The 18,688-nt window shown below is 64.4% G+C and carries 16 protein-coding genes and 1 tRNA gene; 9 read left to right on the forward strand and 8 right to left on the reverse strand.

Translation table 11 applies throughout. The features are described from left to right. Positions 1-19 precede the first annotated feature (19 nt). From ligA to gatB, 5 genes are all read left to right on the forward strand, one after another. Positions 20-2,410, forward strand: coding sequence for an NAD-dependent DNA ligase LigA (gene ligA, locus ACFWHR_RS07170; protein ID WP_382447579.1), 2,391 nt, complete (start codon positions 20-22; stop codon positions 2,408-2,410). 157 nt (positions 2,411-2,567) lie between these two features. Further along, positions 2,568-3,257 carry a DNA-3-methyladenine glycosylase I gene (locus ACFWHR_RS07175; RefSeq protein ID WP_382447580.1) on the forward strand — a complete coding sequence of 230 codons (690 nt, stop codon included), beginning with the start codon at positions 2,568-2,570 and terminating at the stop codon, positions 3,255-3,257. A gap of 126 nt (positions 3,258-3,383) precedes the next feature. Then, positions 3,384-3,704 (forward strand): Asp-tRNA(Asn)/Glu-tRNA(Gln) amidotransferase subunit GatC, encoded by a 321-nt coding sequence (gatC, locus tag ACFWHR_RS07180; RefSeq protein ID WP_382447581.1) that lies wholly within the window; start codon positions 3,384-3,386, stop codon positions 3,702-3,704. Between the two features lie 8 nt (positions 3,705-3,712). Next, positions 3,713-5,263 (forward strand): Asp-tRNA(Asn)/Glu-tRNA(Gln) amidotransferase subunit GatA, encoded by a 1,551-nt coding sequence (gene gatA / locus ACFWHR_RS07185; protein ID WP_382447582.1) that lies wholly within the window; start codon positions 3,713-3,715, stop codon positions 5,261-5,263. After that, positions 5,263-6,786, forward strand: coding sequence for an Asp-tRNA(Asn)/Glu-tRNA(Gln) amidotransferase subunit GatB (gene gatB / locus ACFWHR_RS07190; RefSeq protein WP_382447583.1), 1,524 nt, complete (start codon positions 5,263-5,265; stop codon positions 6,784-6,786). Before gatA ends, gatB begins: the two co-directional genes overlap by 1 nt. Positions 6,787-6,900: 114 nt before the next feature. On the opposite strand, the gene glpK is transcribed toward gatB, so the two are convergent. From glpK to ACFWHR_RS07205, 3 genes are all read right to left on the reverse strand, one after another. Then, entirely contained in the window at positions 6,901-8,415 is a 1,515-nt protein-coding gene (glpK, locus tag ACFWHR_RS07195) for a glycerol kinase GlpK (protein WP_382447584.1), read from the reverse strand. 43 nt (positions 8,416-8,458) lie between these two features. Next, on the reverse strand, positions 8,459-9,214 hold the full coding sequence (locus tag ACFWHR_RS07200) for an MIP/aquaporin family protein (protein ID WP_382447585.1): 756 nt from the start codon (positions 9,212-9,214) through the stop codon (positions 8,459-8,461). 98 nt (positions 9,215-9,312) lie between these two features. After that, complete coding sequence (locus tag ACFWHR_RS07205) at positions 9,313-11,034, reverse strand: glycerol-3-phosphate dehydrogenase/oxidase (protein WP_382447586.1); 1,722 nt, start codon at positions 11,032-11,034, stop codon at positions 9,313-9,315. A gap of 113 nt (positions 11,035-11,147) precedes the next feature. On the opposite strand from ACFWHR_RS07205, the gene ACFWHR_RS07210 reads away from it, so the two are divergent. Continuing rightward, positions 11,148-12,110 (forward strand): sugar-binding transcriptional regulator, encoded by a 963-nt coding sequence (locus ACFWHR_RS07210; protein WP_382447587.1) that lies wholly within the window; start codon positions 11,148-11,150, stop codon positions 12,108-12,110. A 26-nt stretch (positions 12,111-12,136) separates the two neighbouring features. After that, the gene (gene dinB / locus ACFWHR_RS07215) at positions 12,137-13,354 is read left to right on the forward strand and encodes a DNA polymerase IV (protein ID WP_382447588.1); all 1,218 of its coding nucleotides are present in this window, start codon (positions 12,137-12,139) and stop codon (positions 13,352-13,354) included. Positions 13,355-13,357: 3 nt separating this feature from the next. On the opposite strand, the gene ACFWHR_RS07220 is transcribed toward dinB, so the two are convergent. From ACFWHR_RS07220 to ACFWHR_RS07230, 3 genes are read right to left on the reverse strand one after another with little or no spacing between them, the layout of a single operon-like run. Further along, the gene (locus ACFWHR_RS07220; RefSeq protein ID WP_382447589.1) at positions 13,358-13,951 is read right to left on the reverse strand and encodes a DUF2017 family protein; all 594 of its coding nucleotides are present in this window, start codon (positions 13,949-13,951) and stop codon (positions 13,358-13,360) included. A gap of 11 nt (positions 13,952-13,962) precedes the next feature. After that, the gene (clpS, locus tag ACFWHR_RS07225) at positions 13,963-14,271 is read right to left on the reverse strand and encodes an ATP-dependent Clp protease adapter ClpS (protein WP_382447590.1); all 309 of its coding nucleotides are present in this window, start codon (positions 14,269-14,271) and stop codon (positions 13,963-13,965) included. Continuing rightward, positions 14,262-14,609 (reverse strand): metallopeptidase family protein, encoded by a 348-nt coding sequence (locus ACFWHR_RS07230; RefSeq protein WP_382447591.1) that lies wholly within the window; start codon positions 14,607-14,609, stop codon positions 14,262-14,264. Before ACFWHR_RS07230 ends, clpS begins: the two co-directional genes overlap by 10 nt. A 141-nt stretch (positions 14,610-14,750) precedes the next feature. On the opposite strand from ACFWHR_RS07230, the gene ACFWHR_RS07235 reads away from it, so the two are divergent. After that, positions 14,751-17,081: a putative bifunctional diguanylate cyclase/phosphodiesterase gene (locus tag ACFWHR_RS07235; protein WP_382447592.1), complete on the forward strand. Its 2,331-nt coding sequence runs from the start codon at positions 14,751-14,753 to the stop codon at positions 17,079-17,081. Here ACFWHR_RS07235 and ACFWHR_RS07240 read toward each other — a convergent pair. Then, positions 17,071-17,904 carry a hypothetical protein gene (locus ACFWHR_RS07240; protein ID WP_382447593.1) on the reverse strand — a complete coding sequence of 278 codons (834 nt, stop codon included), beginning with the start codon at positions 17,902-17,904 and terminating at the stop codon, positions 17,071-17,073. The genes ACFWHR_RS07235 and ACFWHR_RS07240 overlap by 11 nt on opposite strands. A 135-nt stretch (positions 17,905-18,039) precedes the next feature. Continuing rightward, positions 18,040-18,115, reverse strand: a tRNA-His gene (locus ACFWHR_RS07245). 111 nt (positions 18,116-18,226) lie between these two features. Here ACFWHR_RS07245 and ACFWHR_RS07250 point away from each other — a divergent pair. Beyond that, positions 18,227-18,664 carry a DUF1801 domain-containing protein gene (locus ACFWHR_RS07250; protein ID WP_382447594.1) on the forward strand — a complete coding sequence of 146 codons (438 nt, stop codon included), beginning with the start codon at positions 18,227-18,229 and terminating at the stop codon, positions 18,662-18,664. The last annotated feature ends 24 nt before the right edge of the window (positions 18,665-18,688 follow it).

The following is an 18,688-nucleotide window of genomic DNA, read 5'->3' on the forward strand; positions in this document are numbered from 1 at the left end:
TCGCTTCTACACTGGAGGCGTGAGCACGAACACGCAGCAGATTCCCGACGACTTCGACGCAGCCCGCGAGGAGGCGCAGCGACTCGCCGATGAGATCGCGAAGCTTCGGGTGGCCTACTATTCTGAGGCCGCAAGCCTCGTCTCTGACGCCGAATACGATGAGATGTTTCACCGGCTCGAAGCGATTGAGCGCGCGTTCCCAGAACTCGCCGGGCAAGACAGCCCGACACGCGAAGTGGGGGCCGCCGTCGTGTCGGCGGGCTTCCCCGAGCATGAGCATGCGGAGCGCATGCTCAGCCTCGACAACGTGTTCTCCATCGAAGAATTTCGCGAGTGGGCTGAAAAGGCCCGCATGGCAGCCGGGCGGTCGGTGCGGTGGCTGTCGGAGCTGAAGATTGACGGCCTCGCAATCAGCCTCGCGTATCGCGACGGCGTGCTCGAAACCGCTACCACGCGCGGCGATGGGCGCGTGGGCGAAGACATTACCGAGAACATCGACCTCATCCCGGTGATCCCGCGAACACTCACGGGTGATACGTTTCCGCCGTTCTTTGAGGCGCGCGGTGAGGTCTTTCTCACGGGTGCGAACTTTGCTGCTCTGAACGAGCGGCAGCACGAGCTGCAGGCCGCATTCGTTGCCGAACAGCTGGCAAAGGGGCGCGACGAAGATCAGATCCCGGTGCGGTATCCAGAATTCGCGAACGCGCGAAACACGGCGGCCGGGAGTCTGCGGCAACGCGGCGACAAAAAGACCGATGCCGAGCTCGCACTGATGCGTGATCGCCTGGGGCGACTCTCGCTGTACGTGCACGGCATCGGAGCGTGGCCGAATCCACCGATCGACAACCAGTCGGACGCCTACGACTTGCTCGCGAGTTGGGGGCTTCCCGTATCTCCGCACTCGCGCGTCTTTGAGACCATTGACGAGGTCGCCGAGTTCATCGAAGACCGCGGTGCGCACCGGCACGATGTCGAGCACGACATCGACGGCATCGTGGTGAAGATCGACGAGCTTGAGCTGCACGACGAGCTCGGGGAAACGAGCCGTGCTCCGCGCTGGGCGATCGCGTACAAGTACCCCCCAGAAGAGGTGCACACTCGGCTGATCGACATTCGCGTCGGTGTGGGCCGCACGGGCCGTGCCACGCCCTATGCGGTAATGGAGCCAGTGAAGGTGGCCGGCTCGACGGTGCGACAGGCGACGCTCCACAACCAGCAGGTCGTGCAGGCGAAGGGTGTGCGCATCGGCGACACGGTGGTGCTGCGCAAGGCCGGCGATGTGATTCCCGAGGTGCTCGGGGCAGTGCTCGAACTGCGAGACGGCAGCGAAGTCGAGTGGCAAATGCCCGCTAACTGCCCGGAGTGCGGCACGCCATTGCGCCCGATGAAAGAGGGGGACATCGACCTCCGCTGTCCAAACGCACGAGCGTGCCCGGCTCAGGTGAGAGGTCGTGTTGAGCACATCGGCTCGCGCGGAGCGCTCGACATCGAGGTACTCGGTGAAATCACGGCGGCCGCACTCACTCAGCCCGAGGTCCCAAGCACACCGCCGCTCGAAACCGAGGCGGGCTTGTTCGACCTCACACTTGAACAGATCGTGCCGATCGAGGTCAACGTGCGTGACGCCGAGACCGGCGAGCAGAGAATCGACGAAGCGACGGGGGAGTTCGTGCGCCGCGCTCCGTTCCAGCGCGTCACGCTCGACTACGCGCCAGAGGCTGCGGAGCTCACGCCGGCCGAGCGTCGAAAGGCGGGGTTCCGTAAAGATCACCGCGTGGTAACGCCGTCGCGCGACGCCGAGACGTTCTTGGCAGAACTCGAGAAGGCGAAGACAAAGCCGCTGTGGCGGCTGCTCGTGTCGCTCAACATTCGCCACGTAGGGCCAGTCGCGGCGCGCGCGCTCGCCGACTGGTTCGGATCGCTCGAAGCGATTCGCGGGGCGACCGAAGCGGAGCTTGCTGAGGTTGATGGCGTCGGTGGAATTATCGCTGAGTCGTTGATCGCGTGGTTCGAGACTGACTGGCACCGCGACATCGTTGAGCGCTGGACCGACGCCGGCGTGCAGTGGGCGACGCCCGGGCACCCGGGGCCGGGGGCCGCAGCCGCGGCCGGGGGAGTGCTCTCGGGCCTCACGATCGTTGCGACGGGGTCGCTCGAGGGGTTCACGCGCGACGGGGCGAAGGAAGCAATTATTTCGGCCGGTGGCAAGGCTGCATCGAGCGTCTCCAAAAAGACAGACTTCGTAGCGGCGGGCCCGGGCGCGGGTTCGAAACTGGGGAAGGCTGAAGAACTGGGCATCCCGGTGCTCGACGCTGCGCAGTTCGCGCTGCTCGTGACCGAGGGGCCGAGCGCGGTGACGATGGCGGATTCCGTCGCGGAATCCGCCACGCCGAGCGATGAGACAGCGTGACTGGGTTCGTGCATTCGTCCACAACTGTCTAGTTCGACGGGTTATGCACAAGCTGTCGCGTGTGTGGCCGGGGCTACGCAATCCGAGCTACGGTGAAACGGGCCGCTGCGCAACGTGAGTTGGTCACACTTCGGCAATACGACGGTAGGGAGCGCCAATGGCCGCGAACATCGAATCCCCGACGCGTGCCGCGTGGGCGCAGCAGGACCCGCTGCTCACCACCTATTACGACGAAGAATGGGGCATGCCGATCTTCGATGACGACGGGGTGTTCGAGCGATTGTCGCTCGAAGCATTTCAGTCGGGGTTGTCGTGGCTCACGGTGCTGCGTAAGCGTGACGCGTTTCGAGAGGCGTTCGACGGTTTCTCTATCGCTCGCGTCGCGAGCTACGACGACGCAGACATCGAACGGCTTCTGGCCGACGACCGCATCATTCGGAACCGCCGAAAGATCACCGCGACAATCGCAAATGCCGTCGCTGCCGTGCGCCTTCGAGAGACCGCGGGTATCGGGCTCGCGGAGTTCGTCTGGTCATTTCGTCCGGACGAGTCCCCAACGCCCGAGGCCGAAGTAGATGTGCCGAGCACGTCGTCCGAGTCCCGCGAACTTGCGCGCGAGCTGAAGCGGCGCGGCTTCGCGTTCGTCGGCCCCACGACCGTCTACGCGTTGATGACGGCAATCGGAATCGTCGACGCGCACCTGGTCTCAAGCCATCGCCGTGGGTGCTCTGGGCTCTGGACGCGAGACGGCTATCGCACCGACATGCGCGTGCCGTTTACCTTTCGCGTACCGCTTGAGCCGCTGCAACTGCTCGAACCGCTCGAACCGCTCGAACCGCTCGAGTAGCCGCCGTCGCTGAACGGGTTTGGGAACGGACACGGGTACGGGCGCGGCTGAGCGCCACAGATTCCTCGCGGGCACCCCGCCGATAGGATGGAAGGCGTCCCAGAAGACCCCTCCCGATGGAGCAGCATGCCTGACACCAGCGCGGCGAGCACCGAGATCACGGCGGACACCGTCGCACATCTCGCGGGCCTCGCTCGAATCGCCCTCACGCCCGAAGAGATCGGGTCGCTCACGAGCGACCTCGGCTCGATCCTGACCCACATTGCCAAGGTTGGTGAGGTGACCACGCCAGACGTTCCGGCGACGAGTCACCCGATCCCGCTGAGCAATGTCACGCGTCCAGACGAGGTTGCCGATGTGCTGACTCGCGAAGAGGCGCTCGCAAACGCTCCCGAGACGACCGACGGTATGTTCCGCGTGTCGTCGATTCTTAGTGAAGAGCAGTAGGGCCCGCGATGAGTGAATTGATCCAGCTGACCGCGGCCGACCTCGCCGCGAAGCTCGCCTCTGGCGAGGTGTCTTCAGAGGAAGCGACGCGCGCGCACCTCGATCGCATCTCCGCCGTCGACGGCGCGCTGCACGCCTTCCTCGCAACTGATGCGGAGGCATCCCTGACGGCCGCACGCGACATTGACGCGCGTCGTGCTGCCGGTGAGCAGCTCGGAGAGCTCGCGGGCGTACCACTCGCGGTCAAAGACGTGCTCGTGACTACCGACATGCCATCGACGTCGGGCTCCAAGATCCTTGAAGGGTACCGCTCGCCCTACGACGCGACAGCAGTTGCTCGTGCCCGTGCGGCCGGGCTTGTTTCGATCGGCAAGACGAACATGGACGAGTTCGCGATGGGCTCGTCCACCGAGAACTCGGCGTACGGCCCTACGCTGAACCCGTGGCAGCTCGATCGCGTACCGGGCGGCTCCGGCGGTGGCTCTGCAGTCGCGGTGAGCGCCTTCGAGGCGCCGCTCGCTCTCGGGTCAGACACCGGTGGCTCGATCCGCCAGCCCGCCGCGCTCACTGGCACCGTCGGTGTGAAGCCGACCTACGGCGGCGTCAGCCGCTACGGCGCGATCGCGCTCGCATCGTCGCTTGATCAGATCGGGCCCTGCGCGCGCACCGTGCTCGACACGGCGCTCCTCCACGACGTCGTCGCCGGGCACGACTGGCACGATTCGACGTCCCTCGACTTCGAGTGGCCGTCAATGGCGGCAGCCGCACGCAGCGGCGCCGATCCGAGCAGCCTGAAGGGGCTGCGCGTAGGCGTCGTGAAGCAGCTCATGATCGACGGGGTGCAGCCTGGTGTGCAGGCTCGCTTCGAAGAGTCACTCGCGCTGCTCACTGCTCAGGGCGCCGAGATCGTTGAGATTGACGCTCCCCACTTCGAGTACGCGGTGGCGGCTTACTATTTGATCCTGCCCGCGGAGGCCTCAAGCAACCTCGCGAAATATGATTCAGTGCGATTCGGCATGCGCGTCACCCCAGAGGGCGGCGGCACCGTTGAGGGTGTCATGAGTGCGACTCGCGCGGCCGGGTTCGGCGCCGAGGTGAAGCGCCGCATCATCCTGGGCACCTACGCGTTGTCAGCGGGATACTACGACGCCTACTACGGCAGCGCCCAGCAGGTGCGCACACTCATTCAGCGCGACTTTGCCGCTGCGTTCGCGCAGGTCGACGTCATCGCTTCGCCGACGGCGCCAACGACTGCGTGGGCGCTCGGAGCGCACTCGGGTGATCCGATGCAGGATTACCTGAACGACGCCACGACGATTCCGGCGAACCTCGCCGGAATTCCGGGGCTGAGTTTGCCGATTGGCACCGCGAGCGAAGACGGTCTGCCAGTGGGGCTGCAGCTCATGGCGCCGGCCTTCGAAGACGCGCGACTGTATCGCGCGGGCAGTGCAATTGAACAGCTCATCGCCGAGCGCGACGGCAAGCCCTTCTGGGCGCAGGCCCCCACGCTCGATGCGGCCACCCTCGCGGCGGCTCAGACCGGAAAGGCGTCGAACTGATGGCCAAGACCAAGCTGATGGATTTCGACCGCGCGCTCGAGCTTTTCGAGCCGGTCATCGGCCTCGAAGTGCACGTCGAGCTCAACACCAAGACGAAGATGTTCTCTTCGGCCCCGAACGTGTTCGGCTCGGAGCCCAACACAAATCTGGCGCCGGTGTGCCTCGGGCTTCCGGGGTCGCTGCCCGTGCTCAACCACGAGGCTGTTCGCTACTCGATCAGCCTGGGCCTCGCGCTCGGGTGCGAGATTGCCGAGGTGTCTGGCTTCGCCCGGAAGAACTACTTCTACCCCGACATGGGCAAGAACTACCAGATCTCGCAGTTTGACGACCCCATCGCGCACGACGGGTCCGTCGAGATCGAGCTGTCCTCGGGCCGTGTGATCCACGTCCCGATCGAGCGCGCGCACATGGAAGAGGACGCTGGCAAGCTGAATCACATCGGCGGGTCCACCGGTCGTATTCAGGGCGCGGAGTACTCGCTCGTGGATTACAACCGCGCCGGCGTGCCGCTGGTCGAGATTGTGACCCGACCGATCTTCGGCGGCGAAGCAGATACGCCTGAGATCGCAGCGGCGTACGTGTCAACCATTCGCGACATCGTGGTGTCACTCGGAATCTCAGACGCGCGCATGGAGCGGGGCAACATTCGCTGCGACGCGAACGTCTCCCTCCGTCGGCGCGGCAATGAGAACGCCGGTATGTCGGTGCTCGGCACTCGTACCGAGACGAAGAACGTGAACTCGCTGCGTTCGATTGAGCGCGCCGTGCGCTTTGAAATTCAGCGTCAGGCGTTGATCCTCGAGGGTGGCGGCTCCATCACGCAGGAGACCCGCCACTGGCACGAAGATACCGGGGAGACCTCGCCCGGTCGTCCGAAGAGCGACGCAGACGACTACCGGTACTTCCCGGAGCCCGATCTCGCGCCGCTCACGCCCGAGCGATCGCTCGTTGAAGAGCTGCGCGCGCAGCTTCCCGAGCACCCGACCCTGCGTCGCCGCCGGCTGCGCGCCGACTGGCAGTTCTCGGCGCTCGAGTTCCAGGACCTGGTGAACGCCGGGCTGCTCTCGACCATTGAGCAGACGGTAGCCATTGGCGTGCCGCCGCAGACCGCTCGCAAGTGGTGGACGGGAGAGATTGCCCGCATCGCGAACGAGCGCTCCGCGGCCTCGTCTGCCGACCTGATCACGCCCGAACAGGTTGCCTCGGTCGTCGCACTCGTCGACGATGGCACACTGAACGACAAGCTCGCACGTCAGGTGATTACCGGCATCATCGATGGTGAGGGGACGGCCGCGGAGATCGTAGCGGCGCGCGGTCTCGCTATCGTTTCTGACGACGGTCCGCTCATCGAAGCTGTCGACGCTGCGCTCGCGCAGCAGCCCGACGTGCTCGCGAAGATCCGAGACGGCAAGGTGCAGGCGGCCGGAGCCATCATCGGCGCCGTCATGAAGGCCATGCGCGGCTCTGCCGACGCGGCTCGCGTGCGCGAACTTGTGCTTGAGCGGGCGGCCGCAGCCGAGTAGTCGTCGAGCGTCTGGGCCGCCGCGGCCGCAACACGCCGAAGGGCGGCAGTTCACAGAACTGCCGCCCTTCGTGTGTGTAGGCGGATGTGACCGGTTCGCACCGGGCACACTCACTTACTTGACGTCTTCGTCCACCCAGTCCATCGACTTGGTGACGGCCTTCCGCCACTGGCGCAGCAGTCGTTCTTGCTCCGCGCTATCGAGCTCTGGCTCCCAACGTCGATCCTCTTGCCAGTTGGTAGAGAGATCGTCGAGCCCCGACCAGTATCCGACCGCGAGGCCTGCGGCATACGCGGCGCCGAGTGCGGTCGTCTCGGTGACGACGGGACGCACGACGGGTACGCCGAGGATGTCGGCCTGAAACTGCATCAGCGTGTCGTTGGCGACCATGCCACCGTCGACCTTGAGCTCGGTGAGATCAACGCCGGCGTCGGCGTTCACCGCGTCGAGCACGTCGCGCGTCTGGAAGGCGACCGCTTCGAGCGCCGCGCGGGAGATGTGACCCTTGTTCGCGTACCGGGTGAGGCCGAGAATGGCACCGCGAGCGTCGGGGCGCCAGTACGGGGCGTAGAGACCAGAGAACGCGGGCACGATGTAGACGCCGCCGTTGTCGGGCACGCTGTCCGCGAGGGTCTCGACCTCGGGTGCGTCGGCGATGATGCCGAGCTGATCGCGCAGCCACTGAATCAGCGAACCGGTGACAGCGATAGATCCCTCGAGTGCGTAGTGCGTCGGGCCGTCGCCAAGCTTGTAGCCGACCGTCGTGAGCAGCCCGTTCTTCGAGTGCACGATCTCTTCACCGGTGTTGAAAATCAAGAAGCAGCCGGTGCCGTAGGTGTTCTTCGACTCGCCCGCGGTGAACGCGGCCTGACCGAAGGTGGCGGCCTGCTGATCGCCGAGGATGCCGGCAATCGGGGTCTCGCGCAGCAGCGATGAGTCTTCGGCGACCCCGTAGACCTCGGAGGACGACTTGATCTCGGGGAGCATTGAGCGGGGTACGCCGAACGCCTCGAGGATGTCATCTCGCCACTCGAGCGTCTTGAGATCCATGAACATGGTGCGCGAAGCATTCGTGACGTCGGTGACGTGCACGCCGTGCTCAGAACCGCCGGTGAGATTCCAGATGACCCAGCTGTCGGTCGTACCGAACATCAGGTCTCCTGCGTCGGCCGCCTCGCGCGCACCCTCCACGTTCTCGAGAATCCAGGCGATCTTCGTGCCGGAGAAGTACGTCGCCAGGGGAAGCCCGACGATGTCTTTGAACCGGTCGAGGCCACCGTCGGCGGCAAGCCGATCAACGATCGCCTGCGTGCGGGTGTCTTGCCACACGATCGCGTTGTAGACGGGTTTGCCCGTCTTACGGTTCCAGACGACAGCGGTCTCGCGCTGGTTCGTGATGCCGATCGCGGAAATATCGTGTCGCGTGAGATCAGCGCGCCCGAGGGCGATGCCGATCACCTCCTGCACATTGCGCCAAATCTCGCTCGGGTCGTGCTCGACCCAGCCGGCCTGGGGCATGATCTGCTCATGCTCTTTCTGGCCGACGGAGATGATGGTGCCGCGCTTATCAAAAATGATTGCTCGGCTCGACGTCGTGCCCTGGTCGATTGCGATGATGTACTCGGACATGGTGTTCCTTTCGTGTCAGCTTCGTTGCTTGGGAAGAACTTCGCTAGGCCGCGAGGCCGAGCAGGACGGGTGCTGCGAACGCCGCGAGCGCACCACCCACGAGCGGGCCTGCCACCGGTACCCAGGCATAACCCCAGTCGCTCGAACCCTTGCCCGGAATGGGAAGGAGGGCGTGTGCAATACGCGGGCCGAGGTCGCGGGCGGGGTTGATGGCGTAGCCGGTCGGGCCACCAAGGGACGCGCCGATGCCGACTACGACGAGTGCGACGGGCAGCGCGGTCAGGGGCCCGAGGCCTCCGGGTACGCCGACCTGAATGTCGCCGTAATCAGCAAACCCGAACACCGCGAACACGAGCACGAAGGTGCCGAAGACCTCGGTCAGGAAGTTGCCGAACGGGGTGCGAATCGCGGGGCCGGTCGCGAACACGCCGAGCTTCGCGGCGGGGTCTGCCTCAGCGGCAAAGTGCGAACGGTATGCAACCCAGCAGAGCATGGCGCCGATGATGCCGCCGAGCAGTTCCGCACCGGCAGCGACGAAGAACTGCACAATGCTGATTTTGCCCGCAATAGCAAGGCCGAGACCGACGGCGGGGTTCAGGATGGCGCCCGAATAGGCGGAGCCAAGCACGCCGACGAACACGGCGAGCCCCCAGCCCCAGTTGACCATCAAAAAGCCGCCGCCGTTGCCCTTCGTCTTCGCAAGCGCGACGTTGGCAACTACGCCGCAGCCCATGAGTACGAGCAGCGCCGTACCGACGAACTCGGAGAGGAAATAGAGACCGAGGTTGACATCTGGCATGTCGTCATTGACCTTTCGGAAAAGCGAGCGGATTGGCTCGCGGTGGGTGGTGAATCCGGGCGCGCGAGGATGTTGCGCGCCAGGCCGGGTCGCCCCGCTCAGATGTCGACGACGGCGCCCCCGTGTTCGGCGTCGATGCGGTGAGCGGTGCGAAGCAGGGTGACCATGCGGGAGGTCTCGTCGTCGACTCGGGCGGCATCCCAGCCGAGTACCGAAGCGATGGCCTCGGCAGCGGCGTGAATGCGTTCGACGGTGAGCCCGCCAAGGAAGGCGATCGAAGTGCGACGCAGCAGCAGATCGTCGAGGTGCACGACATCTTCGGAGACCGCGAGGTGCGCAAGTTCGGCGAAGGTGTATCCGGAAAGCAGCGGGATCTCGGCGTCGTCCTCGGGCAGCGCGGCGAGAATCTCGTCTGCGCGAGTGCCGTAGCGTTCGAGCAGCGCCTCGACGCGGGCGCGGTCGTTGCCGTCGGCGCGCTCAGCGACCCAGCGAGTGCGCGCTGCGCGCCCCTTCGGGAAGGCCTTACCGCCACCGATAGCGAGAGTCTCGGTGCCGACTGTGCGCGGCACTCCCAGCAGCTCTAAGGTGTCGTTCGCGAGGTGTGCAGCGAGTGCACGGAACGTCGTCCACTTGCCGCCGACGAGGCTCAGCAAGGGAACACCGGCGCGGGTGGTTGATTCGATGCGGTAGTCGCGCGAGACGAAGCCGGGCGCGGTGTCGTCGTGGCGCGGCAGCGGGCGGATACCTGAGAACGTGTAGACGATCTGGGATCGATCTACTGTGATGTCGGGGAACACGTGCGAGATGAGATCGAAGAAGTAGTCGACCTCGTCGCTTGTGCACGACGTTGGGGAGCTCGGATCTGCGTCGATGTCCGTGGTGCCGACGAGTACGCGATCCTTGAGCGGGTAGATCAGCACGATACGGCCGTCCGAGTGCTCGAAGAAGATCTCGCGGCCGCCGGTGGCGGCGAGCAGCTCGGGGTGATCAAGCACGATGTGCGAGCCCTTCGTGCCGCCCATGAAGCGGGTGGCGCCACCGAGTGCTTCATTCGTGAGGTCGGTCCACGGTCCGCTGGTGTTCAGGATCACCTGTGCGGTGATGTCGAATACGTCGCCGGTGGTCTCGTCTCGAAGCTGTACAGCCCCGTTTTCGAAACCGACAGCGGGGAGATAGTTCGCAGCACGCGCGTGCTCGCCGCCGGCCACGATTCCGTCGTGAAGCACGTCGAGGGCGAGTCGCTCTGGGTCGTGCATCGAAGCGTCATAGTAGGTCGCCGTGTACTTCACTCCCGCGTTGAGGCGGGGGAGCTCGTTCAGTGATCGGCGACGTCCGCGGAAGCGGTGGCGCGGCACCTGGCCGCCATCGCGTGAGAATGTGTCGTAGAGCGTCAGACCGATTTTAATGAGGGCGGCACCGCGCTCGCGAGCTTTGCCGCGGCCGTGCGTGACGAGCAGCCGGAAGGGCGCGGAGAGGATGCCGGAGAACGTCGAAAAGATCGGGATCGTCGTCTCGAGCGGGCGCACGTAGTGGGGTGCGGTGCGGAGCAGCCGGTTGCGCTCGGCTACGGCCTCCTGCACGAGCCGGAACTCGCCGTTTTCGAGGTAGCGGACGCCGCCGTGCACCATGTGGCTGGATGCGGACGATGCGCCCGAGACAAAGTCGCCGCGCTCTACGAGCGCAACATCGACGCCCTGCAGCGCGAGTTCTCGGAATGTCGCAATGCCATTGATGCCGCCGCCGATGATGAGGACATCGGCGTGTGGGCGATCCCGTAGGCTCTGCACTGCGGGGCGGGTGTGTGGCGTGCGATCATTCATGACTTCAACCCTTTCAACGTTCGAGGTCAGCTTCCTCCTCCCGTGCACCGAGTTGCAAGCCCATTGCACGTATGTGCATGATGTGTTCATCGAAGCGAGCGAAGGGAGCAGCCATGACGTCGCAATCGTCGAAATCACACGAGGCGCTGCGAGCCGCACAGCTGTATTACCTGCAGCATCTGACAATGGAGGCGATCGCGCAGGAGATGCGCGTATCGCGATCCTCGGTCTCGCGGCTACTCACGCACGCGCGTGAGTCGGGGCTGGTCGAGATCCAAGTGCATTCACCACACGAGGCCCGTTCGCAGCTCGAACTGCGCATCGCCGAGCGTTACGGCATCACCGCGCACGTCGTGCCGTCACCCGCCCGAGCGACTGACGCCGAGCGGCTCGAGCGCACGGCGCGCACCGCAGCGCATCGGGTGGCCGCGGCTGTCGTGGATCGGTCAACGGTCGGGGTCGCGTGGGGTGCGACGATGAGTGCGGTGGCCAGGCATTTGCCGTCGAAGACGGTGCACGAAACACGTGTCGTGCAAATGAACGGTGCGGCCAATGTGCGGACCACTGGGGTGTCATATGCGACTGAACTGCTCGGTGGCTTCGGTAATGCGTTCGCTGCATCGGTGTACCAGTTTTCAGTGCCGGCCATTTTCGACGACCCCGATACCCGGCGTGCAATGTGGCGGGAACGCTCGGTAAGCCGAGTCCTCGAACTCCAGGCGTCGAGCGATCTATTTGTATTCGGCCTCGGTTCGCGAATCGGCGACCCTCGCTCACGCATCTACTCGGGCGGATACCTCGATCGAGAAGATCTCCAAGAGCTGGTGCGCGCGGGGGTCGTTGGAGACTGCGCGACGGTCTTCTATCGGAGCGACGGCACCACCGACGGGGTTGCAATGAATCAGCGCTCCAGCGGGCCTTCGCTCGACACCGTACGTCATATTCCGCACCGTCTCTGTGTCGTGTCGGGAGCCGCAAAGCGAGACAGCCTGCGCGGCGCCCTCGCGGCCCGCATCATCACTGAGCTCGTCGTCGATGAGGAACTCGCGCGGCTGGTCGTCGAGGCTGGCGGCTGAGCTCGCAACGTGGTGGAATAGTACACATGTTCGAAGCCCCGCGGAAGATCGCCTCGGTGCTGCACGTCGATATGGACTCGTTTTTCGTGTCCGTTGAGCTACTCGATCGCCCCGAACTGCGCGGCCTGCCGGTAGCAGCCGCGCACGACACCTCGCGCTCAGTGGTGTCGAGCGCGAGCTACGAGGCGCGCAGGTTTGGCGTGAGGTCAGCGATGCCGGTGGCGCGGGCAAAGCAGCTGTGCCCGCAACTGGTGCTCGTCGACCCGGTCTTCTCAAAGTATCGGGCCGCTTCGAAAGCCGTGATGGCGGTGTTCGAGGAGTTCACGCCGCTCGTGGAGCCGCTCAGCATTGACGAAGCATTTCTTGATGTCGCGGGCACCGTACGCTTGTTCGGCGAACCGGTTGAGATCGCCAGGGCGATCCGGGAGCGCATTCGCGAACGCACTGGGCTGCCGGCGTCGGTGGGCCTTGCGGCAACCAAGTTCGTGGCGAAGCTGGCATCGCAGCGGGCAAAGCCCGACGGCATCCTTGAAATTCCTCCGCAACGCACCCTCGAGTTCTTGCACCCGCTGCCGATAGGAGCGATGTGGGGCGTCGGCCAGGCCACCGAGCGTGCGCTGCACGGGCGAGCAATTCGCACGGTGGGGGAGCTCGCGCGGGAGCCATTGGCCTCCCTTGAGCGGATCGTCGGGAGCGCGAGCGCGCGTCGACTGCACGAATTGGCGAACGGACGCGACGCTCGCGAAATTCAGACCACGCGCACCGAGAAGAGTATTGGGCACGAAGAGACCTTCGCCCACGATGTGTCTGACGCGGCGACCCTGCAGCGCGAACTGCTTCGGCTGGCGACGCGGGTGGGTGAGCGCTTGCGCGGGGCAGACGCCGAGGCGCGCACGGTTGCGATCAAGCTGCGCTGGGCTAATTTCGAGACGATCACGCGTTCGCGCACGCTCCAGGAGGCGACCGACGCGACACAGCGTATCTATCAAACCGCTCGTGAGCTATTCGAAGCGGTCGACCGTGGCGGGCGTGCCGTACGACTCATCGGCGTGCGTGCGGAGCAGCTCATTCCGGCGGGAAGCGATATCGCGGCGCTGTGGAGCGAAGACGAGAGCTGGCGCGCGGTCGATCAAGCGGTCGATGATGTGCGCGAGCGCTTCGGCACGTCGGGCGTGACCTCGGCGAGCCTGCTCACTGGTCGGGGCAAAGTTGTCGACCCGCGTTCCCTCGAAGCGCCCAGCTGATTTTCACGCGACTGGGCCGGGCTGATCCGCGTCTTCCGCTGGTTCGTCGCGTTCACCCGATGCCACGATCGCGAGCACGGATTCGAGAATTGCGGCGAGCCAATCAAAAACGAGGACGGTGCCGCGGGTGCTTTCGTCTTCCGTGAGTCTGTCGTGATCTTCAGGGTCATTCAGTCCGATGCGAGCGGCGATCGCGAGTCTGAGCGCGGTCACGGTCCGCACCCACGCTGGCAGCGTGGTGCGGGAAATGTCGACCTCGACTGGAGCGCTCTCGTTCGGTCCACGGCCGCCGAGACCGAGTGCCGCGGTGACCTCGACCGCGTCCTGCAGCTTGCGATTCAGGAGACCCTGCTCGGTGACGCTGCGAAACGCGCCGGCCTCGGAGTCGCCCGCGTACGCATCCGGGAAGAGTCGAGCCAGCGCCGGGTCGTTGGGGGGTGCATCCGAGCCACCGACCTCAAGGCTCGCAAACAGCGGATCAGGATCAAGGGCCGTGCGGCTGTGGCTTTGCAGGAGCTGGATGAGCTGAGCGATCAACTGGTCAAGCATCGCTGCCTCGTCGTGGTCGAGCAGCAGTCGCAGCCCGTGATCGGGCATCGGCAAGAGTCTCATTGCTCGCCCGCCTGCCTCACGGTGGCCCACAGGCCGTATCCGTGCATGGCTTCGACGTGCATTTCCATGGCCTCTCTTGATCCCTCTGCAACAACCGCGCTGCCGCCGTGGTGCACGCGCAGCATGAGCTCCTCCGAACGCTCCTTCGTGAAGCCAAAGTGCTCCTGAAACACGTACGCGACGTACGACATCAGATTCACCGGATCGTCCCACACCACGGTCTGCCAGGTCGGAGAGCCTAAGGGGACCGGTCGGTCGAGTCGCCGAGTGTGCGTCTCGGCCTGCGCCGCGGGCACTAGCCCCACCCGAGTTCGTGAATGCGGGCTTCGGAGATGCCGTAGAAATGCGCGATCTCGTGCACGAGCGTTACCCGAATCTCATGTTCGAGTTCAGCCTGGTCTGCGCAGTGACGCAGCAGATTTTCGCGGAACAGGATGATGCGGTCGGGCGCCTCGCCGTAGCCGTACACATCCCGTTCAGCGAGTGAGAATCCCTCGTACACGCCAAGGATGTCGCTGCCGTCTTCGGGACTGTCTTCAACGAGGAAAATGACATTGTCGAGCTGCGCGAGCATGTCGTCATGCAACGAATCGAGGCCGTCAGCGACCAGCGATTCGAACTCCTCGTGCGAGATCTCGAGCATGTCTTCACCCTACACAGGTCGGGTGCCGCGCGGCGGGGAGAATCAACCGAGTCGAAGGTTTCACCCGTGACATAATGAGCTGCTGCATATAAGCGCGAGCCGGGAACGGTGGCGCTGAATACTACGGGGGTGGGGGCGGCGATGAAGCGCGTTGGTGTGGTGAAGGGTGACCTCGCGTTTGTGCTGCCATTCATCGCCTTCGCGTTCTTCGTGATCGGCAATGCCGCGGTCCACCTCGTCCGATCACCCCCGGAGTCTTGGACACTCGTGCTGGCGGTGATCGCGAGTGTCATCATCTGCGGGCCATTCCACGTGGGTATCGGGTACGACCGCGGCTTCCCGCAAGCGGGCGTGTCGATCGTCATCCTCGCGATCCAACCTATGAACGGAGCGACGTTCGCTGGCGTTGGCGTGTGGGCGGTGGGAGTGCTCGTAGCCCAGATCATTCTCAAGCGAAGTGTGTGGCGCGGTCTCTACGCCACCGGGCTCGCGAGCGTGGGCGGGGTAGCGTTTGTTGCGACACGCGCTGGGCTTGAATCGCTCGGGGTGTGGCTGATTCCGTCGCTATTCGTCGCTACTGCGGCTTACTACGCGGTCATGTTGCTTGGCGAATTCGCCCGCCAGTGGGGGAGGGCCGAGGTCGACCGCGGCGTTTCGGCCGCTTCGGTGAAGCCGAGTCGGGTCGTGTTGCTGGTGTTCCTCGTCGGCACGGCGATGTCTCTCATGCACTTCATCGACGCGACGGTGATCGGCTGGCTTGAGGGTGACCCTGCAGTGCGGCGCAGCTCGTTTATCGTGCTTCTCACCGGATCGGTCTTCTACGTGCTTGCTCAGCGAACCCGCTCTGAAGACATCGAGGAGAGGTTGAATGCCGTCGTAGATGCGGCGATCGAGCTGCCGCGCGAACACGCTGAGGCACTGGGCCTCGCACTCCAGCGGCGCACTCGTGAGATCGTTCGAGCGAACGAAGTCGAACTGCGGCCCTCCGGCCCGGGCCCCGATGAAATCGGTGCGCCCGTGAGGCTTGAGTCTGGCCCGGAGCAGTACCTCGTCGCATCACGCAAGCTCGGCGGCGGCCCGTTCTCTCGCGACGATGAGCGCGCAATCGAATCGCTCGCGCACTTGGCCACCGAGGCGGCACGCGTGCAATCGGAGGTTGACACGCTCGAGCACCGAGCAAATTCAGATCCGCTCACCGGGCTGCCCAATTACGGCGCGTTTCAGCACGCGCTGACCGAGGCCAATGAACATCGCCCGTATCACGAGGGCATCGCACTGCTGTTCATCGATCTCGACAACTTCAAGAAGCTCAATGACAATCTCGGCCACAGCGCCGGTGATGCACTGCTGCAAGCGATTGCGTCCCGGCTCGAACGCGCGTCGGGCGGCGGCGACTTCGTATCTCGAGTGGGCGGCGACGAATTCGTTGTGATCTTCACGGGCCTCGTCTCGGTCGACCAGGCAAAAGAGTCTGCGGATCGCGTCATCGACGCGGTAAGCGAGGCCCTGGAACTCGAGGGGCACAACTTGCACCCGGTGGTGAGCGCCGGGCTCGCGTTCTCTAGCCACCGCGAGATCGATGCGCAGTCGCTGGTCGAAGACGCCGACCGCACCATGCTGCAGGCGAAACAGCAACGTCGCCGGGGCAGTGATGTGGAGCGCAGCACGGTGAGCATTTCGACGCACCGCTCAACGCGTCTGAACGAGATCGTGGCCCGTGCAATCGCTGACAACCGCCTCATGCTGGCGTTCCAGCCAATCGTTGATATGTCGACGGGAAAGGTGTGGGCGTTCGAGGCGCTCACGCGATACATGGATCCTGAGCTCGGACCGATCTCGGCGCCGTCTCTGATTGCGCGCGCGAAGCGGCTGGGGCTCATGAACGAGCTGACGCGGCAGGTCATCACGAAGGCGCTCGACGCCGCGGAGGAGTTTCGTGACGTTGTGCCGTCGATCGATTGCATGACGGTGAACCTCGAGCTCGGGCAGATTAGCGACGTGCAACTCGGTCCCTACATCCGCGAAGCCGCCCGTAATCACCCCAATATCAAATTGTGCATCGAATTGAACGAGCGATCACTGCGAACAATGAGCGACGAATTGCGGCGCGACGCGGAGCTGTTGCAGGCCGCGGGCGTGATCATCGCACTTGACGACTACGGATCAGACGACTCGCTCGTCGGCGCGCTCGTGCACTTCCCGATGGACATCTTGAAGATTGACAAAAGCCTGATCAGCAATCTCGGCGATGTGCGGCAGCAGGAGGTCATCAAAGCACTGCAGGGTTTCGGCGACAACCTCGGACACACCGTAATAGTCGAGGGCATCGAGGATCGCGCCGCCGCCGAGACCCTGCAAGCGCTGGGCGTGCGAGACGCGCAGGGTTATTTCTACGGACGGCCGATTGCGGCGCCCCTCGTGATGGATCGCCTCAGGAAGCACGGCGATGCCGCCGATATCACTACGGCGTAACGTCGATCCCTGACTTGAGGCGTGCAATCGCCTCGTCCGGATCAAAATCCGGGTCCGCCTCGAAGAAGGCGTCAAACACGCCCATATACGACATTGCAGCGACTGACCAGGTATCTGTACGGTCGAACGTTGGCATTTCGAAGCGCGCCTCGACAAGCGTCGGCACGGTCGCGCGCACAATGCCGAGGCCCTCAATGACCGACGCGGCCGCGACAACGAACGGCTGGTAATCGTCATTCAGACCCGGCTTCAAGCGCAGCCCGATCGTCGGAAGGAGGTTTCGGTAGAAGTTCTCGAGCGTCTCGACGAACGAAAGCTCGCTGGCTCGGAGCGCGTCGAGAATGCGTGTACGTGCGGCGCCTTCGGGCCACGCGACGATGGTCGTTGAGAGCGCGGCGTACGTGCGCCACTTGCTCGACGCTGTGACCACGCTGAAGTTGTACTCGGTTGCCGTGCGAATGATGTCGACCAGCACATCGCGGCGCCCCTCTGGGGTGCGCAGGTCGTCGACTCGCGAGGTCACGTACTGCCACGTCGTGAGGAGCGTCATCGTGTCGGCGCGATCTATCTGGGCTTGATTCGCGAGCTCACAGAACAGATCGGTGAGAAACTCTTCGCCGCTCTGCCAGACCTGACCGAACTGTTTGGGTGTGACGTTGGCATCGGCGAGCAAGCGCGCAATCACCGCATCACTGATACTCAGCGTGAGGCCGGTCGATTCCACATACTTAATGCCAGCGAGTAACACCCTCGTCCGCACGTCATCAATTGCGGGCCGCGCGCGAAGCGTCCCCTGCCCGTTCCAGAAATCACTCTGCATCATTCCCACCCATCCCCATGTTGCGGTGGCCAAATCGTATCACTGGGTGAGAGCCGCAAGGAAAGGCCTGAAACGCAATCGAGGCCCGACTCGCGCTGGAGAATCTCCGTAAGTGCGCGAGGCGGACCTCGATTATCTTGGGGTGGCTAACGGGACTTGAACCCGCGACCACCGGCACCACAAGCCGGTGCTCTACCGACTGAGCTATAGCCACCATGCTGACCTGACCCGCCGGGGCGAACGAGGCAACCCCACGATCATAACCCAAAACCATGACGCATCGCGAACCGACGCGCGTGTCCGAGTCGTGGGGCAGAATGAGCACATGGCTAGTGAACCGAAGACCCAGCCCACCCCCGCCGATGTGGGCGAATTTCTTGACGCAGTGACGCCTGCGAAACGTCGCGAGGACGGGTTCGTACTTGCCGACATCTTTCGTCGGGTGACCGGTGCCGAGCCAGTGCTGTGGGGGCCCACGATGGTGGGGTACGGAAGCTATCGCTATATTTCGCCATCGAATCCTCGCACGCGCGGGAACTGGCCGAAGACGGGGTTTTCCCCGCGCAAGGCCAAGCTTTCGCTCTACGGAGTGAAAGATCTCCCGGAGGGTGCAGCGCTGCTTCCGCGGCTCGGTAAATACACCGAGGGTGCGGGGTGCGTGTACGTAAACAAGCTCGAAGACATCGACCTCGACGTGCTGGGCACCCTAATTGAGATCGCGTGGTCACGGCAAGACGACCCCGAGCCCGTGCGGGGCGCCTGAGCGATTCGCTCTGAGGAGGCCAAC

Source organism: Leucobacter sp. NPDC058333, assembly GCF_042726155.1.
In the GTDB taxonomy this organism is placed as follows: domain Bacteria; phylum Actinomycetota; class Actinomycetes; order Actinomycetales; family Microbacteriaceae; genus Leucobacter.